This is a genomic window from Pseudomonas sp. R4-35-07, from assembly GCF_003852235.1.
Taxonomy (GTDB): Bacteria; Pseudomonadota; Gammaproteobacteria; order Pseudomonadales; family Pseudomonadaceae; genus Aquipseudomonas.
The window spans coordinates 1,630,876-1,649,070 of record NZ_CP027732.1 but is presented as its reverse complement, the minus strand read 5'-3'; the positions used below and the strand labels follow the sequence as shown (position 1 = coordinate 1,649,070).

The window sequence follows — 18,195 nt, the reverse complement described above, 5'->3', positions numbered from 1 at the left end:
AGTTAAGCGTACACCACCGTCTGTAGGAGCGAGCTTGCTCGCGAAAAACTCACAGGCACCGCGTTTATTCGGGAAGCACGCGTTATCGTTGACGTTTTTCGCGAGCAAGCTCGCTCCTACAAAAAGCCTTAACTGACTTGCATTAGCGCGAGCCCCCTTTCACACTTGACCGCGTTCACCCTGAAGAAAAGCGGTCAAATGTGGGAGTGGGCTTGCCCGCGAAGGGCGCGCCGCGGTCGTTAGCCAGGCAACGGCGCAAACAGCGCCTCGATATCCCGCTGCTCCAGCTTCCAGCCCGCACTGGCGCCCCCTTCAAGCACACCGTCGGCCAGCGCTGCCTTTTCCAATTGCAACGCCTGAATCTTTTCTTCCACCGTACCTCGGGCAATCATCTTGTAGACGAATACCGGTTTATCCTGCCCGATCCTGTAAGCACGGTCGGTGGCCTGGTTTTCCACGGCCGGGTTCCACCAGGGGTCGTAATGAATCACCGTATCCGCGGCCGTCAAGTTCAAGCCGGTTCCGCCCGCTTTCAGACTGATCAGGAACAACGGCGTCTTGCCGTCCTGGAAATCCTTCACCGGTGTGCGCCGGTCCAGGGTTTCACCGGTCAGGATTGAATAGTCGACCTGACGCTGCTTCAGCTCCTCTTCGATTAATGCCAGCATCGAGGTGAACTGCGAAAAGAGCAGGACGCGCCGCCCCTCGCTGAGCAACTCTTCGAGCATCTCCATCAAACTGCCGAGTTTGCCAGTACCGGCCCGGGCCAGTTTGGAGGCGGGTGCAGTCTTGACCAGGCGCAAGTCGCAGCAGACCTGGCGCAACTTGAGCAGCGCTTCGAGAATTATGATTTGGCTGCGGGCGACACCATGCCGGGTGATCTCATCGCGAACCTTCTTGTCCATCGCCACACGCACGGTTTCATACACGTCACGCTGGGCGTCACTCAAGTCCACCCAGTGCACGATCTCGGTCTTGGGCGGCAGCTCGGTGGCCACCTGTTCTTTTTTGCGGCGCAACAGGAAGGGTTTGATCCTCGCCGTCAGGTGCTGCATGCGTTGTGCATTGCCGTGCTTTTCAATCGGCGTGCGGTAATCGCGATTGAAGGTTTTACTATCGCCCAGCCATCCCGGCAACAGGAAGTGAAACAGCGACCAGAGTTCGCCCAAATGGTTTTCCAACGGCGTCCCGCTCAGGCACAGCCGCTGGCCGGCATCCAGTTGGCGAGCGGCCTGGGCCGCCTTGCTGTTGGGATTCTTGATATTTTGCGCTTCGTCGAGAATCAGCACGCTCCAGCGCTGCGGCTGCAGGACCTCAAGGTCTCGGGGCAACAGCGCGTAGGTGGTGAGTACCAGGTCGTAATCGGTCAAGCGCGTGAAGTCAGCCTGACGCTGTGCACCGTGCAGCGCCAGGACTCTGAGCTGTGGCGTGAACCGTACGGCTTCGTCGATCCAGTTCGGGATCAGGCTGGTAGGCATTACGGCTAACGCGGGCATTTGCAATCGACCTGCCTGTTTTTCCAAGAGCAGGTGCGCAAGGGTTTGTAGGGTTTTGCCCAGGCCCATGTCATCCCCAAGAATCCCGCCGACTTCCAGCTCGCGCAATGTTTGCATCCAGTTCAGGCCTTCGAGTTGATAGCCACGAAGTTCGGCTTTCAGGCCCTCAGGGGCAGAGACCTGGGCATGGGTGGAGCCCTTGAGACGCTGGGCGAAATCACGCAGTCGCTCGCCACCGCGCCACACCAAGGGCATGGCGTCCAGATGACTGAGCCGAGCCGCATCGGGCGCGCTCAGCCGCAATGCATCACCTTGGGGGGCGCGCAGGTAGAGTTCGCCGAGGGTTGCCATCAGGGGTTTGATGCGCCCGTAAGGCAGCGCAACCTTTGTATGAGTGCGCGCGCCCAAACTGACCAACACGCGCTCATCGTCGTCACGCTCAGCCATGTAGGCGACATCGAGCAGCTCGGGCTGATTCCGCATCAAGTCGAGCATGATGGGCAACAGGCTGTGCCGCTCGCCGTTGACCTCAACGCCCAGCTCAAGGTTGAACCACTCATGACCTGACGCTTCTTCGATATCCGCGTACCAGTGGTCCACAGCGTCCACGTCGTAATAAAAGCCCGGTTGAATGACAACGTCCCACCCTGCTTCACGCAAAACCGCCACATCGCTTTCAACGAAACCCAGCCAGGCTTCATCAGTGGGTAGATCGAACATTTCCCCAGCGTTTTCAGGCAGCGCGCGGCTTTTGCGATTGACCGCTTTAAAGCCGATTTTCGTGAGTGCCTTGCGCAGCGCTTTTTCAGCCGCAGGCTTGCGTTGGATACGCTGGGTTTCGGTGCCATTGAGAAACAGGATGTCCTCGGTTCCCTTGCCGCTGGCCAGGCTGGTGTCATAGCGGAACGCCAATGCAGCGCGGTGCTCCCTGTGGAACCGTCCGTAAACGTAGGCTTCGTCGCTTCCCAATGTAAGACATCCTTGGGGCTCTAACGTATCCACGACGCGTTCGGTCAGCTCGCGCGGTGGCGGGATCACCTTGGACACCGCACTGATGCGATGACTGAATAACGCGACTTGCTCAGCTGGAATCATCGGCAAGCTGCAAAGATGCAGGGCCAGGTTCTCATCCAGCCCATGCTCGAGCACCCCGATTTCCATGTTGTCGAGGTCAAGATAGTGAAGCGGTTTGAGCGGCAACACATCGTCCAACTCACGCCCGTCGCTGATCCAGCAGGGAATGTAATTGCCATCTGGCAACACGGCCCAATCGAAGCGAGCAGCGCGGGCCGGGCCGCGGTTGAGCGCCAGTCCTGCACCCAGCTCCAGAAACAGGCGCTGGGTTTTTAACGCCAGTTGGAGAATTTCGGCCCCCGTCTCACCGGCCAACTGAAAACTGCTGCCATAGCTGCCATAAGATCGGCCTAACATCAGCAATCGACCAATGCGGGTATCCAGCTCATGCATATAGCCAGGGGCACGCCGTAATACCTCATCCATCGAGTGCAGAGGTTTGATATCGCTGTACTCGCCTTGTTTCGTCACGCGCGCCCGGTACACCTCCAATGACCAGCCACTGGAATAAACATCGGGGGTGATTTGGTACAGCAAACAAGTGCCGGTGTTCTTGGGCTGAGCCTCACCCGGCGGGGTGGGCTTGGGGATGCTTTCGAGCCAGTTTTCGAGCTGCGAACTCAGGCGGTCACCCACCGGCTTCTTCGGCTCGTTCAGCTCTTCGTACAGCACAGTTAACGTAAACAAGACCGCAGCCGCGTGCTTGCAATTGATCGCCACCGGGCAAGAACACACACAGATGATGCCCGGCCGACGGGATGTTGCACCCTCCAGGGTAATCGACAGGGTGTAGACATTACGTCCAGAGCCCCTGCAATGCGCGATCAGCCGGTGATGCCCGAATTCTTTTATTTCAAGACGATTTTCGCCAGCGTACTCAAACCCACGCTCCAGCGAGCGAGGTTCAAAGTACGCTTGCCAATCCAATTCGACGATACGTGCAATCAGGTCATTCATGGAGCAGAACTCTAGCGGTCAGCAATGGGTTTTAAAGCAGGGCAACTCCTACACTGCGGTAAGAGACAACCACAGCCACATTCGGACGCTTCCTACACCAAGCCTCTTTAACAGCACAGGCGACGTTTATTCAATCAGTTGAGCGTCTCGCAACGCTGTGAGGGCCGTCAGCCAGCGTGGATCCTGTTTGTAATCAGTCGATGCAACCGCCTGCCCCCGCATACGCGCAATGCGAGCCGAAGGCGTGACCTTCATTCGCTGGGCTGCAGTCAGTGCAAGCTCGGCAGCCGCGCGGTCATTGCACACCAGCCCCATGTCACAACCAGCAGTGAGTGCCGCCTCGATCCGACTGGCCGCATCACCCACCACATGGGCACCGGCCATGGACAGGTCATCACTGAAAATCACCCCGTCGAACTGCAGCTCACCGCGCAGGATGTCCTGCAACCAGCGGCGTGAGAAGCCGGCGGGCTGGCTGTCCACTTGCGGGTAGATCACATGCGCGGGCATCACGGCGGCCAATTGCTTGCTCAGGCGTGCGAAAGGCACCAGGTCATTGGCGCGAATCTGTTCCAGGCTGCGCTCGTCGTTGGGAATCGCGACGTGGGAATCGGCCTCGGCCCAACCGTGACCCGGAAAGTGCTTGCCGGTGGCGGCCATGCCCGCGCTGTTCATGCCGCGGATAAAGGCACCGGCTAGTAAGGCGGCGCGCTCGGGGTCGCCTTCGAACGAGCGGGTACCGACCACGGCGCTGCGCTGGTAATCCAGGTCGAGCACTGGGGCGAAGCTGAGGTCCAGGCCCACGGCGAGTACTTCGGTGGCCATGATCCAGCCACATTGTTCGGCCAGGTACTCGGCGTTGGGGTTATCCGCCAGCGCGCGCATGGCCGGCAAGCGCACGAACCCCTGGCGCAGGCGCTGCACCCGGCCGCCTTCCTGGTCGACCGCCAGCAGCAGGTCCGGGCGCACCGCACGAATCGCCGCGCTCAATTCGCGGACCTGGCGCGGGTGTTCGATATTGCGCGCAAAGATGATCAAGCCGCCGACTTCAGGTTGGCGCAACAGATGGCGGTCCTCGGCCGTCAGCCAGGTACCGGCAACGTCGACCATCAAAGAACCTTGCAGGGCAGCAGTCATAAACCTTCCTTAAATAACGCGCACAACCCGTCATCCCTACCGGTTACGGTAAGCACGACGGGTTGCGCGTAAATAGCTGAAATCGGCATGGCGGCTAGCTTAGCGGATGCAAGCGGCCGCGCACACCCGCAGCGGTCAAACCTTGGCGAGGCTGGGTGTGGACTTGCTGCGCGGGCGCAATTGAGCCACCGCCATGGCCTGATCGGTCACACCGGTTTCAGCGCGCATGCCGGCGGCGAGGAATGGCACCATCAGGCGCATCACCTGCTCGATGGAGGTGTTGACGCCGAAATCGGTCTCGGCAATCGCGCGCAGTGCCTTGATCCCGGACATGCTGAAGGCCGCAGCGCCGAGCATGAAGTGCACCCGCCAGAACAGCTCGATGGGTGGGATACGCGGGGCAGCTTCATTGACCAACAACATATAGCGACGAAACACCTTGCCGTACATGTCTTCCAGGTAACGACGCAGGTGGCCCTGGCTCTGACTGAACGCCAGGCCCAATAGACGCATGAAGATAGATAGGTCGTTGCCGCTGCGCGGTTGAACCACCAGGGCTTGCTCGACCAGGATCTCCAAAAGCTCTTCCAGGCTTGGCTTGTTATCCGCCTTGGCCTGGCGGCGCTCCAGTTCGCGGTCGAGACTGGCGCAGAACGGCCCCAGGAAGCGCGAGAACACCGCTTGGATCAGCGCTTTCTTCGAGCCGAAATGGTAGTTCACGGCAGCGAGGTTGACCCCAGCCTTGCTGGTGATCAGCCGCAATGAAGTTTCAGCAAATCCTTTTTCCGCGAACAATTGCTCGGCAGCATCGAGAATGCGTTCAACGGTTTCCGACTGGGCCATGGCTACTCCGCCTGACAAACACTTGTTTGAAACATACGTTTCAGGGTATGTCTTGTCAAGCCTGCGGGTCCGTTTTCCGGCCGGGCAGTCATCTATTTCGTCGCTATTTAATCACATCTTTCATGGCCTGTAGGCGGTGCTATAGCTGCCCCCCAATACGGATGATGGATGACCGTCCAGCGGAGTCGTTCAAAAGGATCATTGCCAAGCGCCGTTCACTGTATATAATCCCAGTCACTGTATAAAAAGACAGAGCGATCAACATGCTAAAACTGACGCCACGCCAAGCTGAGATTCTGGCTTTTATCAAGCGCTGCCTTGATGACAACGGTTACCCACCGACACGCGCCGAAATTGCGCTGGAGCTGGGTTTCAAGTCTCCCAATGCTGCCGAAGAACACCTCAAGGCCCTCGCGCGCAAAGGCGCGATCGAGATGACCCCAGGGGCTTCGCGCGGTATTCGCATCCCTGGCTTCGAAGCCAAGGCCGACGAATCGACACTGCCGATCATCGGTCGAGTGGCCGCGGGTGCGCCGATCCTGGCGCAACAGCACGTCGAGGAATCCTGCAACATCAACCCGACCTTCTTCCATCCGCGCGCCGATTACCTGTTACGGGTGCACGGCATGAGCATGAAGGACGTGGGTATTTTCGATGGCGACCTGTTGGCCGTTCACACCACCCGCGAAGCCCGCAATGGCCAGATCGTCGTGGCGCGGATCGGCGATGAAGTCACCGTCAAGCGCTTCAAGCGTGAAGGCAGCAAGGTCTGGCTCCTGGCCGAAAACCCGGAGTTCGCGCCGATTGAAGTGAACCTCAAAGACCAGGACCTGGTGATCGAAGGCTTGAGTGTCGGCGTCATTCGCCGCTAAAGGAGACATCATGCAGCTCTTGCACACCCCACAACACACACAACTGTCGCTGTTCGAGGCCTTTATGGCTCAACCCCTTGCGCCCATCCTCAAGGAAACGGTCGAAGCGCCGTGGAGCTGCGAACCTGAGGTATTCAGTGAATTGTCGTTGCGTGGGGCTGCCGGGAGCTGCTTGAGCCTGCTGGCGCCGATCCTGCGCGAACTCAGTGAGGAGCAGGACGCGCGCTGGTTGACGCTGATCGCCCCGCCCGCCAGCCTGACCCAGGCTTGGCTGCGGGATGCCGGCCTCAACCGTGAGCGTATTCTGTTGCTGCAGCCACGGGGCACGCAAAGTGCCCAGCAGTTGACCTGCGAAGCTTTGCGCCTGGGCCGTAGCCATACGGTGGTGAGCTGGCTGAACCCGTTGAATGCAACGGCCAAGCAGCAGCTGATCAGCGCCGCGCACACGGGCGATGCGCAGAGCTTGAATATTCGACTGGGGTAAGAAGTGAGCGGGTTACCCAGGGCTCAGTGAAGAACCTTTGGGCCATCTTCCTTCTCCGGCTCGCCTTCAGCCAGGCGACCGGCCATTTGCACGCCAACGCTCAACATCGCTTTAGCCACTTCCACATGCTGGCCTTGCAGGAACGCTTTTGCGTCTTCGGAAAAGTCCAGAATGACCAGAGAACCTTCGTCCTCGGCCCGACGCAGCTCGATTCGGCCGTCAGGCAGTTCAACAATTTCCAGAAAGGACGTTGGCATAAAAGTCTGTTCTCCACGAAAGCGCGGGATTATATCAGTGTTGTCGCGTGCAGGCGTGCCCGCTCAGCACTCGCTCAAACCTTCGCGAAAGCGCAACGCCAGCTTTTTCAGTTCCTGACGCCAGCTTTCCAGCTCTTCACGGCTCAAAGGCTTGGGCTCATCCGCCTCCAATGCAACCGCCACGATCAATGGCTGCGTCACATCCCCCTTGGGTACATGGGGAACGCGGGGCGGTTGGAACATGTCGGCGTGCGCCTTGAGCAGGCGGGCTACCCAACTGTCCGGGCTCTGGGCCATTTCCACCAGCTCGGCCAATTCCGGGATAGCCATGGTTTCCAGCACGTCTCGGGCCATGATCATTTCCGCGCGGGGCGAACCGGCCTGGGGCAAGCGGTAGAACCCGGCGATTTCATGGCATAACCCCAGCAAGGCGCCGTACAGGTGAAACAGAGCGGCTTCACGCCCCGCCTGGACCAGCGCGATAGCATTCATCTCCTTGCCCGCCTCGGCACGACCAAGGGCTTCCAGGGACAACCCCGCGAAGTAAATTTTCTGGTTGGTACGGGTATAGAGTTCGTTGGCCATGACGGCAATCTCCACAACGAATGAGGCGTGATGCTGGCTGTGTAGGAGCGAGCTTGCTCGCGAAAAACCTGAGAGCACCACTGTGTATCAGATTTCTCGCGTCATCGTTAACTGCAAGTGCCATTAGGCAGATCCAAATGTGGGAGGGGGCTTGCTCCCGATGGCGATGCATCAGTCATAGGTATGTTGACTGATACACCGCTATCGGGAGCAAGCCCCCTCCCACATTGGACTATCAAGCGCCCTGGCGCTTGTCCTCGACCTTCCACTTGCCGCCGTCGTAGAACGCTTTCCAGCCGGTAGGCTTGCCGTCGACTTCGGTCTGCACGTACTGCTCCTTGGTTTTGCGGCTATAGCGGATCACGGCTGGGCGACCATCCGGGTCCTTCTTCGGCGCTTCACACAGGAAGTGGTACTTCGGATCGATCTCATCCTTGTGCGGTACGATTTCCAGCACCAGCGGGGCACGGGTCTCGCGGTTTTTCGGGAACTGGCTGGCCGCCAGGAACAGGCCCGAAGCACCGTCGCGCAGGATGTAGGTGTCGTTGACCTTCTCGCACTTGAGTTCAGGCATCTTCACCGGGTCCATCTTCGGCGGCGCCGCGTCACCGCTCTTCAGCAGTTTGCGGGTGTTCTTGCAGGTTGGGTTGGTGCAACCGAAGAACTTGCCGAAACGGCCGGTCTTGAGCTGCATCTCGCTGCCGCACTTGTCGCACTCCAGGCTCGGACCTTCGTAGCCTTTGATGCGGTAGGTGCCCTCTTCAATCTCGTAACCGTTGCAATCCGGGTTGTTACCGCAGATGTGCAGCTTATGCTTTTCATCCAGCAGGTAAGCGTCCATCGCCGTGCTGCAGATCGGGCAACGGTGCTTGCCACGCAACACCAGCGATTCGGATTCACCCTCGTCATCCGCCGCGATTTCATCGCCCGGCACCAGGTTGACGGTGGCCTTGCAGCGCTCTTTGGGCGGCAGGCTGTAGCCCGAGCACCCCAGGAACACGCCGGTGGACGCTGTACGAATCTGCATCGGCCGGCCGCAGGTGAGGCACGGAATGTCGGTCATGACCGGCTGGTTGGCACGCATACCGCTCTCAGGGCTCTCGGCCACTTCGAGTTTTTTCTTGAAGTCGCCGTAGAACTCGTCCAGCACGCTCTTCCAGTCGCGTTCGCCCTGGGCCACGTCATCGAGGTTCTCTTCCATGCCGGCGGTGAAGCCGTAGTCCATCAGGTTGGAGAAACTCTCGGACAGACGCTCGGTGACGATGTCACCCATTTTTTCCGAATAGAAGCGGCGGTTGTGCAGCGCCACGTAGCCACGGTCCTGGATGGTAGAGATGATCGCCGCATAGGTAGAAGGACGACCGATGCCGCGTTTCTCCATCTCTTTCACCAGGCTGGCTTCCGAATAACGCGCCGGCGGCTTGGTGAAGTGCTGGGACGGGTCAAGCTTGATCAGCTTCAACGTATCGCCCTGAGCCATGTCCGGTAGCACATCGTCGTCGCCAGGCTTGGCGATTTGCGGCATTACACGGGTATAACCGTCGAACTTGAGGATCCGGCCCTTGGCACGCAGCTCAAAGTCGCCCGCCCCCACGCTGACGGTGGTGGACAGGTATTGCGCCGGCAGCATCTGGCAGGCCAGGAACTGGCGCCAGATCAGCTCGTAGAGGCGCTCGGCGTCGCGCTCCATGCCGCTCAGCTTGCTCGGCTCGGTGTTGGCATCGGAAGGACGAATCGCTTCGTGAGCCTCCTGGGCGCCTTCCTTGCTGCTGTAGACGTTTGGCTTTTCCGGCAGGTACTTCTTGCCGAACTCGCTTTCGATATAAGTACGCGCCATCGCCACCGCGTCTTGCGACAGGTTGGTGGAGTCGGTACGCATGTAAGTGATGTAGCCGGCTTCGTACAGACGCTGGGCCATCATCATGGTTTTCTTCACACCGAAGCCCAGGCGGTTGCTCGCGGCCTGCTGCAGGGTGGAGGTGATGAACGGTGCCGACGGCTTGCTGCTGGTCGGCTTGTCTTCGCGCTTGACGATGCTGTAGCTGGAGGCCTTGAGCTTCTCCAGCGCGGCCATGGCCTGGGCTTCGTTCAGCGGTTTGAAGGCCTCGCCTTTCTCGCGGGCCACTTCAAAGCGCACGTTGTTGCCCTTGGCAGTGCCGAGGTCAGCGTGGACTTCCCAATATTCTTCGGGGTTGAACGCACGAATCTCACGCTCACGCTCCACCACCAGCTTCACCGCCACCGACTGCACACGGCCGGCGGACAGGCCACGGGCGATTTTTGCCCACAGCAGCGGCGAGACCATGTAGCCCACGACGCGGTCGAGGAAGCGCCGCGCCTGCTGGGCGTTGACGCGGTCGATGTCCAGCTCGCCCGGCTTGGAGAAGGCTTCCTGGATGGCTTTCTTGGTGATTTCGTTGAACACCACGCGCTTGTAGCGGCTGTCATCACCGCCGATGGCTTCGCGCAGGTGCCACGCAATGGCTTCCCCTTCGCGGTCCAAGTCCGTCGCGAGATAGATGGTGTCGGCATCTTTGGCGAGCCGGCGCAGCTCTTCGATGACCTTTTCCTTGCCCGGAAGGATTTCGTACTTGGCCTTCCAGCCATGATCCGGGTCCACACCCATGCGCGAGACCAGCTGCTTGCGCGCTTTCTCTTTAGGCGTGAGCACCGGACCTTCGCCCGCGGCCGCCTTGCCGCGCTTGGCGGCAGGCTCCTTGCTGGCGCTAGCCGAACCGCTGGTGGGCAGGTCTCGGATATGGCCGATACTCGACTTCACCACGTACTCGTTGCCCAAGTACTTGTTGATGGTCTTGGCCTTAGCCGGGGATTCCACAATGACCAGCGATTTGCCCATGGATCGGAAAATTCCTGAATTCGAGAAGTGAAAGGCAGTTGGCGCCTGTCGCGGCAACGCTATATATAGTGGCAACAAGGTGAGGTCAAGCGCAGCATTTTGCGCGACCCGCCGTTATTGCCCTTTAAAAAGACTGGGTTCGGCCTGGACCAAAGCAAAGCGCGGGACCTGCTCGCCGTCAACCTCGACGGTCTCCAGGAACATGCTCAACGGGCGTACCCAAAAGCCGTAATCGCCATACAGTGCTTGGTAGAACACCATTTCTTCTTCGGTCTCGGAGTGCTGCGCCACGCTGAAAACGCGGTACTGCGGCCCCTTGTAATGCTGGTAGAGCCCGGGTTCGACTTTCATGCTCTGGCCCTCTTACAAAATTTATTGAAAAAAAATTAAAAATTCCAAAAAACAAAAACCGGGGCACTGGGCCCCGGCTTCCGTCAACCCAACGCTTAGACGCGTTCGAAGACGGTGGTAATGCCTTGGCCGAGACCAATGCACATGGTTGCAACCCCAAGGTTACCGCCATTTTGCTTCATCACGTTCAGCAATGTGCCGGAGATGCGGGCACCGGAGCAACCGAATGGGTGGCCCAGGGCAATCGCGCCGCCGTGCAGGTTAACCTTCTCATTCATCTTGTCGAGTACTTTCAGATCTTTCAACACTGGCAGGGCCTGTGCGGCGAAAGCTTCGTTAAGCTCGAAGAAGTCGATATCGGAGATGGTCAGGCCCGCGCGCTTCAAGGCTTTTTGTGTGGCCGGTACTGGACCATAGCCCATGATCGCCGGGTCCACACCCGCCACGGCCATCGAGCGGATCACCGCCAGCGGCTGGATTCCCAGGTCCTGGGCACGTTGCGCCGACATCACGATCATGCACGAAGCACCGTCGGTGATTTGCGACGACGTACCGGCAGTCACGGTGCCGCCCTTGGGATTGAACGCCGGCTTGAGCGCCGCCAGGCTTTCCAGGGTGGTGTCCGGACGAATGGTTTCGTCGTAGTCGAACAACTTCAGGAAACCGTTCTCGTCATAGCCGTTCATCGGGATGATTTCATCCTTGAACTTGCCTTCCACGGTCGCCTTGTGGGCGAGTTGGTGGGAGCGCAGGCCGAACGCGTCCTGGGCCTCGCGGGTAATGCCGTGCATCTTGCCGAGCATTTCTGCGGTGAGGCCCATCATGCCCGAGGCTTTCGCCGCATACAGCGACATGTGCGGGTTAGGGTCGACGCCGTGCATCATGCTGACGTGGCCCATGTGCTCGACGCCGCCGACCACGAACACATCACCGTTACCGGTCATGATCGCCTGGGCGGCCGTGTGCAGCGCGCTCATCGACGAACCGCACAGGCGGCTCACGGTCTGGCCGGCCGCAGTGTGCGGGATCTGGGTCATCAAGGAGGCCATGCGCGCGATGTTCCAGCCCTGCTCCAGGGTCTGGTTCACACAGCCCCAGATCACGTCTTCGACTTCGTTCGGGTCAACCTTGACGTTGCGTTCCAGCAGCTTGCTGATCAGGTGCGCCGACATATCTTCGGCACGGGTGTTGCGGTGCATGCCGCCCTTGGAGCGGCCCATCGGCGTACGACCGAAGTCGACGATCACGACGTCTCTTGGATTCAAGCTCATAAATATTCTCGCTCTAGTCGATTGGGCGCTTAACCGAAGAAGCTCTGGCCATTCTTGGCCATTTCACGCAGCTTCGCGGTCGGGTGGTACAGCGGGCCCAGATCAGCGTATTTGTCAGCCAGGGCAACGAACTCGGCCACACCGATCGAGTCGATGTAACGCAGCGCACCACCACGGAACGGAGGGAAACCAATACCGTACACCAGGCCCATATCGGCTTCGGCGGCGGTCTCGACGATGCCGTCTTCCAGGCAACGTACGGTTTCCAGGCACAGGGCGATCATCATCCAGTTGATGATGTCCTCATCGGACACCTCACGCTGCTCGTAGATGACGGGTGCGAGTACTTCGTGCACCGACGGGTCGGCCACTTTCTTCTGCTTGCCCTTCTTGTCAGCCTCGTAGGCATAGAAGCCCTTGCCGTTCTTCTGGCCCAGGCGCTTGGCTTCGTAGAGTGCGTCGATCGCCGAGCGGCGGTCGTCTTTCATGCGGTCCGGGAAGCCTTCAGCCATGACGTCGCGACCGTGGTGGCCGGTGTCGATGCCGACCACGTCCATCAGGTACGCCGGGCCCATTGGCCAGCCGAATTTTTCCATGACCTTGTCGATGCGCACGAAGTCCACACCGGCGCTGACCAGTTTGGCGAAACCGCCAAAGTACGGGAACAGTACGCGGTTGACTAAAAAGCCCGGGCAGTCATTGACCACGATCGGGTTCTTGCCCATTTTCTTGGCGTAGGCAACGGTGGTGGCAATAGCCAGCTCGCTGGACTTCTCGCCACGGATCACTTCCACCAGCGGCATCATGTGCACCGGGTTGAAGAAGTGCATGCCGACGAAGTTTTCCGGACGCTTGAGGGCCTTGGCCAGCAAGCTGATGGAAATGGTCGAGGTGTTGGAAGCCAGGATGGTGTCGTCTTTGACCTGGGCTTCGACTTCAGCCAATACCGCCTGCTTGACCTTCGGGTTCTCGACAACGGCTTCGACGACCAGGTCGACGTGGCCGAAATCGCCGTAGGACAGCGTAGGACGAATGCCGTTAAGCACTTCAGCCATTTTCGCAGCGGTCATACGACCCTTATCAACGCGGCCCACCAGCAGTTTGGCGGCTTCCGCCAGGCCCTGCTCGATACCGTGCTCGTTGATGTCTTTCATCAGGATCGGCGTGCCTTTGGACGCCGACTGGTAAGCGATACCGCCGCCCATGATACCGGCGCCCAGTACGGCGGCCTGTTTCACGTCCTTGGCGATTTCGTCGTAGGCCTTGGCCTTTTTCTTCAATTCCTGATCGTTCAGGAACAAGCCGATCAGGCTCTGTGCAGCCGAGGTTTTCGCCAATTTGACGAAGCCTGCCGCTTCCACTTCCAGGGCTTTGTCGCGACCGAAGTTCGCGGCCTTCTGGATGGTCTTGATCGCTTCGACCGGTGCCGGGTAATTCGGGCCGGCTTGGCCTGCCACGAAACCTTTGGCGGTTTCGAACGACATCATTTGTTCGATGGCGTTGAGCTTGATCTTTTCCAGCTTCGGCTGACGCTTGGCCTTGTAGTCGAATTCGCCGCTGATGGCGCCCTTGAGCAGGTTCAGCGCGGCTTCGGCCAGTTTGTCCGGGGCAACCACGGCATCGACAGCACCGACTTTCAGCGCGTCTTCAGCACGGTTTTCCTTGCCGGCGGCAATCCATTCGATGGCGTTGTCGGCACCGATCAGGCGCGGCAGGCGCACGGTGCCGCCGAAGCCCGGGTAGATGCCCAGCTTGACTTCAGGCAGACCGATCTTGGCGGTAGCGGACATGACACGAAAGTCTGCCGCCAGGCACATTTCCAGGCCGCCGCCCAGGGCGATACCGTTAATTGCAGCAACGGTGGGTACGTTGAGGTCTTCGAAATCGCTGAAAATCTTGTTGGCTTCGAGGTTGCCAGCCACCAGCTCGGCATCGGGCAGCTTGAAGTTGTCGACGAATTCGGTGATGTCAGCGCCGACGATGAACACGTCCTTGCCGCTGGAGACGATCACGCCCTTGACCGAAGCATCTGCTTTGATGGTGTCTACGGCCTGACGCAGTTCGTTCAGGGTTAGACGGTTGAACTTGTTGACGGACTCACCCTTGAGGTCGAATTTCAATTCGACGATGCCACTTTCAAGAGCCTTAACCGTGATGGCTTTACCTTCGTAAATCATCAACTGATCTCCACGATATGGAAGCTGAACAGTACACACCGGACGCTGGCCTCTGGTTGGACATTGACAGTTGCATCAATGCTCACGCCAATCCGCCAGGCACACCCGCCAGTGCGATAGTCGGGGTTATGTCAGAGTCGCCTGTAGGACAAACGCTCAATTCATACGCCCGTTTGATTTGGGTACGCCACCTTCATCCAATTCCGAGCAATTGTCAATCGCTCCAAAGGCTAGGAAAAACGCGACTTTCCAGTCATTTCAGAACCCGAAGCGCAGGATAGCAACCCGTCAATATTTAACTATTCACAAGATCAATAATAGGAAACATACGGAAAAGCACTGTACAGAAACGGATTGGCGGCTAGGCTAACGGCAACTTGAAGATCTACCGGCCTGCCTGGCCAACTCCAGCCCGATGATGAGTCGGGCTTTTTATTGCTCGGCGTTCCGGTTTTTCTGTAGGAGCGAGCTTGCTCGCGAAAATCGCCAACCATAACGCAGCTACCTCAGCTTTAACGCGGCGCTCTCAGGTTTTTCGCGAGCAAGCTCGCTCCTACAATGAGTGGGTTATGTCAGGCCAGGGCTTTGAGCAGCGCATCAATATCCTTCAACACGCTCGCCTCGCCCTTCTCGCCCCAATACAAGGCGATCATTTGCTTGTCGGCCTCGACCTTGTACACGTTGGCCGGCAGCGTCGAAAAATACGGCAACAACCTTTCATCCACGCAGACCTCGCGCCATTGATTGACCCACACCCCCGGCTCCAACTGCCAGTAACTCCAGAGGGCCGGCGTGCTGCCGCGTCGTGGCCGGCAATACTGCGCGCAGGGGCTCGGCGGCTCTTGTTTGAGCCAGTGCGGCCACTCCTGGGGCGCCAGTTGCATGGCCAACCCGATGCGGCGCGCCTCCATGCGCAGGGCCATGCGCCCGCTCTGATGGCGCGACGGGCGCAGCCATGCCAGAGGGCTCAGAACCACCACAAGGATTGACACCACTATCCAGACCGTCATATGTGTACCCCCGAATTTCCTGATGAGCGGATTTGATCTGACGCAAGCCGATCCGCTCGAAAGCAGCCATACTGAATTTATTGCAGTCCCCTGGAGGAACGCCCCATGCCCTACACACATATTCTGGTCGCCGTCGACCTGACCGAAGAGTGCGATCCAGTGATCAAGCGCGCGCAGGAATCTGCATTGGCCAATGGCGCCATACTGTCGTTGGTGCATATCGTCGAGCCCATGGCCATGGCCTTTGGCGGTGACGTGCCGATGGACCTTTCCCAGTTGCAGCAACAACAATTTGACCAGGCCAAGGAGCGCCTGGATCGTTTGATTCTCAAATACCCGCACCTGAAAAAGGAAGACTGCCACCTGACATACGGCCAACCGCGCCAGGAAATCCACCACTTGGCAAAGGAAAAGGCTTGCGACTTGATCGTGGTGGGTAGCCATGGTCGTCACGGTTTGGCGTTGTTGCTGGGTTCTACTGCCAATGATGTACTGCACGGCGCGCCGTGCGATGTGCTGGCGGTGAAGCTGGTAAAAAATACGTAAGAACGCCGTAGATCCAATGTGGGAGGGGGCTTGCCCCCGATAGCAGTCTGTCAGTTGATACATCTGGTGACTGATACACCGCTATCGGGAGCAAGCCCCCTCCCACATGTTGACCGCATTTCATATAAAAAAGCCCGGCGCTCATAAAAGAGCGCCGGGCTTTTTTCATTGCGCGACGATCACTCAGCCATCCAGCTCGGCCCAACGCTCAACCAGTGCTTCCAGCTCCTGGTTCAATGTCTCCAGGGAAGCGATGACCGCAGCGGTTTCCGCCGCCGGACGCTGGTAGAAACCCGCGTCAGCCATTTGTGCTTCCACCGCGGCGATCTGTTGTTCCTTGGCGTCGATATCGCCCGGCAACGCTTCCAGCTCGCGCTGCAGCTTGTAGCTGAGTTTTTTCTTCGCAGAGGGTGCAGCTTCCGGTGCCGGAGCAGCAGCGGCCACGGGCGCGACGACTGCGGAGGTCAAGTCGGCCTTGCCGGACTTGCTCTCGGTTACGCCCAGCAGGCGCGGCGAGCCGCCCTGGCGCAGCCAGTCCTGATAACCACCGACGTACTCGCGCACCTTGCCCTCGCCTTCGAAGACCAGGGTGCTGGTGACCACGTTATCGAGGAATGCCCGGTCGTGGCTGACCATCAGTACGGTGCCGTTGAAGGTCAGCAAGACCTCTTCCAGCAGTTCGAGGGTTTCCACGTCGAGGTCGTTGGTCGGTTCGTCGAGTACCAGCAGGTTCGCCGGTTTGCTGAACAGCTTGGCCAGCAGCAGGCGCGCACGCTCGCCACCGGACAAGGCTTTCACCGGCGTACGTGCACGTTGCGGGCTGAACAGGAAGTCGCCCAGATAGCTGAGTACGTGGCGGCTCTGGCCGTCGATGTCGATAAAATCGCGGCCTTCGGCAACGTTGTCGATCACGGTTTTTTCCAGGTCCAACTGGTGGCGCAGCTGATCGAAGTAAGCCACGTCGATGCGCGTGCCCTCTTCCACCGTGCCGTTGGTCGGCTGCAGACCGCCGAGCATCAGCTTGAGCAAGGTGGTCTTGCCGGTACCGTTGGCGCCCAGCAGGCCGATACGGTCACCGCGCGCCAGGACCATGGAGAAGTCCTTGATCAGGAACGGGCCGTCCGGATGATGGAAGCTGACGTTCTCCAGCACCATCACCTGCTTGCCCGACTTGTCGGCGGTATCGAGCTGGATATTGGCTTTGCCGGTGCGTTCACGCCGTTCGCTGCGCTCAACCCGCAGCGCTTTCAACGCGCGCACGCGGCCTTCGTTACGGGTGCGGCGCGCCTTGATACCCTGGCGGATCCAGACTTCTTCCTGGGCCAGCTTCTTGTCGAACAGGGCGTTGGCGGTCTCTTCAGCCGAGAGTGCAGCTTCCTTGTGCACCAGGAAGCTGGCGTAGTCGCCGTTCCAGTCGATCAGGCCACCGCGGTCCAGTTCCAGGATGCGCGTGGCCAGGTTCTGCAGGAAGGACCGGTCGTGCGTGATGAACAGCACGGCGCCCTGGAAATCCTTGAGGGCTTCTTCGAGCCAGGCGATAGCGCCGATGTCCAGGTGGTTGGTCGGTTCGTCGAGCAGCAGCAGATCCGGCTCGGACACCAACGCCTGGGCCAGCAGCACGCGCCGACGCCAGCCGCCGGACAATTGGGCGAGGGTCTTGTCGGCGGGCAATTGCAGGCGGCTCAGGGTGCTGTCCACCAGTTGCTGCAGGCGCCAGCCGTCACGGGCTTCGAGGTCTTGCTGGACGTGCATCAGCTTGTCCAGGTCGGCTTCGGTGACGCAGTTCTGCGCCAGGTGATGGTATTGCGCGAGCAATTCGCCCACGCCGTCCAGGCCTTCGGCAACCACGTCGAACACTGTCCGCTCGTCGGCTACCGGCAATTCCTGCGGCAATTCGCCGATCTTGAGGCCTGGGGCACGCCAGACAGAGCCTTCATCGGGCTTCTGGTCGCCTTTTACCAGCTTCATCATGCTGGACTTGCCGGTGCCGTTGCGGCCGATGATGCACACCCGCTCACCACGGGCGATCTGCCAGGACACCTTGTCCAACAACGGCATAGCGCCGAAAGCAAGGGACACATCGCTGAATTTGAGCAGGGTCATACACTTCTCCAAAAACTGGGCGCGCATTCTACCTGAGTTGAGGGTGGGATGCGGCCAGCATTTTCGCTGCCGACACGTTCTGCAGGACATTTGCCGCGAACTTGAACCAACCGGCCGGCAAAGCTTTCGCCGGCCGCTGGCAAAAGGCTAAGCTAGGGGCAATCAGTGTCGGCGG

14 protein-coding genes are annotated in these 18,195 nt (G+C 59.4%); 3 read left to right on the top strand and 11 right to left on the bottom strand.

What is annotated here, in order from left to right:
- Positions 1–239: 239 nt before the first annotated feature.
- The 3 genes from C4J89_RS07515 to C4J89_RS07505 form a co-directional block, all read right to left on the bottom strand.
- Positions 240–3,527, bottom strand: a complete 3,288-nt coding sequence (locus C4J89_RS07515) for a DEAD/DEAH box helicase (RefSeq protein ID WP_124414122.1) — start codon at positions 3,525–3,527, stop codon at positions 240–242.
- Positions 3,528–3,653: 126 nt separating this feature from the next.
- Complete coding sequence (gene nagZ, locus C4J89_RS07510; RefSeq protein WP_124414121.1) at positions 3,654–4,664, bottom strand: beta-N-acetylhexosaminidase; 1,011 nt, start codon at positions 4,662–4,664, stop codon at positions 3,654–3,656.
- Between the two features lie 135 nt (positions 4,665–4,799).
- On the bottom strand, positions 4,800–5,507 hold the full coding sequence (locus tag C4J89_RS07505; protein ID WP_124370034.1) for a TetR/AcrR family transcriptional regulator: 708 nt from the start codon (positions 5,505–5,507) through the stop codon (positions 4,800–4,802).
- A 263-nt stretch (positions 5,508–5,770) separates the two neighbouring features.
- Here C4J89_RS07505 and lexA point away from each other — a divergent pair, with 263 nt between their 5' ends.
- Together lexA and sulA are read left to right on the top strand one after the other, a co-directional pair.
- On the top strand, positions 5,771–6,379 hold the full coding sequence (gene lexA / locus C4J89_RS07500) for a transcriptional repressor LexA (protein ID WP_003172575.1): 609 nt from the start codon (positions 5,771–5,773) through the stop codon (positions 6,377–6,379).
- Between the two features lie 10 nt (positions 6,380–6,389).
- Positions 6,390–6,863 carry an SOS-induced cell division inhibitor SulA gene (gene sulA / locus C4J89_RS07495; RefSeq protein WP_124361798.1) on the top strand — a complete coding sequence of 158 codons (474 nt, stop codon included), beginning with the start codon at positions 6,390–6,392 and terminating at the stop codon, positions 6,861–6,863.
- 23 nt (positions 6,864–6,886) lie between these two features.
- Here the strand turns inward: sulA and C4J89_RS07490 are convergent, their stop codons facing one another.
- The 7 genes from C4J89_RS07490 to C4J89_RS07460 all read right to left on the bottom strand — a co-directional run bounded on the left by C4J89_RS07490 (position 6,887) and on the right by C4J89_RS07460 (position 15,371).
- Positions 6,887–7,120 (bottom strand): hypothetical protein, encoded by a 234-nt coding sequence (locus C4J89_RS07490; protein ID WP_124361797.1) that lies wholly within the window; start codon positions 7,118–7,120, stop codon positions 6,887–6,889.
- 63 nt (positions 7,121–7,183) lie between these two features.
- On the bottom strand, positions 7,184–7,705 hold the full coding sequence (locus tag C4J89_RS07485) for a DUF6586 family protein (RefSeq protein WP_124361796.1): 522 nt from the start codon (positions 7,703–7,705) through the stop codon (positions 7,184–7,186).
- Between the two features lie 235 nt (positions 7,706–7,940).
- Positions 7,941–10,562: a type I DNA topoisomerase gene (topA, locus tag C4J89_RS07480; RefSeq protein ID WP_124366269.1), complete on the bottom strand. Its 2,622-nt coding sequence runs from the start codon at positions 10,560–10,562 to the stop codon at positions 7,941–7,943.
- 114 nt (positions 10,563–10,676) lie between these two features.
- Positions 10,677–10,913, bottom strand: a complete 237-nt coding sequence (locus tag C4J89_RS07475; protein WP_124361794.1) for a DUF1653 domain-containing protein — start codon at positions 10,911–10,913, stop codon at positions 10,677–10,679.
- 95 nt (positions 10,914–11,008) lie between these two features.
- The gene (gene fadA, locus C4J89_RS07470) at positions 11,009–12,184 is read right to left on the bottom strand and encodes an acetyl-CoA C-acyltransferase FadA (protein WP_124361793.1); all 1,176 of its coding nucleotides are present in this window, start codon (positions 12,182–12,184) and stop codon (positions 11,009–11,011) included.
- 29 nt (positions 12,185–12,213) lie between these two features.
- Positions 12,214–14,361 (bottom strand): fatty acid oxidation complex subunit alpha FadB, encoded by a 2,148-nt coding sequence (gene fadB / locus C4J89_RS07465; RefSeq protein WP_124414120.1) that lies wholly within the window; start codon positions 14,359–14,361, stop codon positions 12,214–12,216.
- A gap of 572 nt (positions 14,362–14,933) precedes the next feature.
- Positions 14,934–15,371: a hypothetical protein gene (locus C4J89_RS07460; protein ID WP_124361791.1), complete on the bottom strand. Its 438-nt coding sequence runs from the start codon at positions 15,369–15,371 to the stop codon at positions 14,934–14,936.
- A gap of 105 nt (positions 15,372–15,476) precedes the next feature.
- Here C4J89_RS07460 and C4J89_RS07455 point away from each other — a divergent pair, with 105 nt between their 5' ends.
- Complete coding sequence (locus C4J89_RS07455) at positions 15,477–15,917, top strand: universal stress protein (RefSeq protein ID WP_104502144.1); 441 nt, start codon at positions 15,477–15,479, stop codon at positions 15,915–15,917.
- A gap of 183 nt (positions 15,918–16,100) precedes the next feature.
- Here C4J89_RS07455 and C4J89_RS07450 read toward each other — a convergent pair whose 3' ends face one another.
- Positions 16,101–18,020, bottom strand: a complete 1,920-nt coding sequence (locus C4J89_RS07450; RefSeq protein ID WP_124414119.1) for an ATP-binding cassette domain-containing protein — start codon at positions 18,018–18,020, stop codon at positions 16,101–16,103.
- Positions 18,021–18,195: the final 175 nt, after the last annotated feature.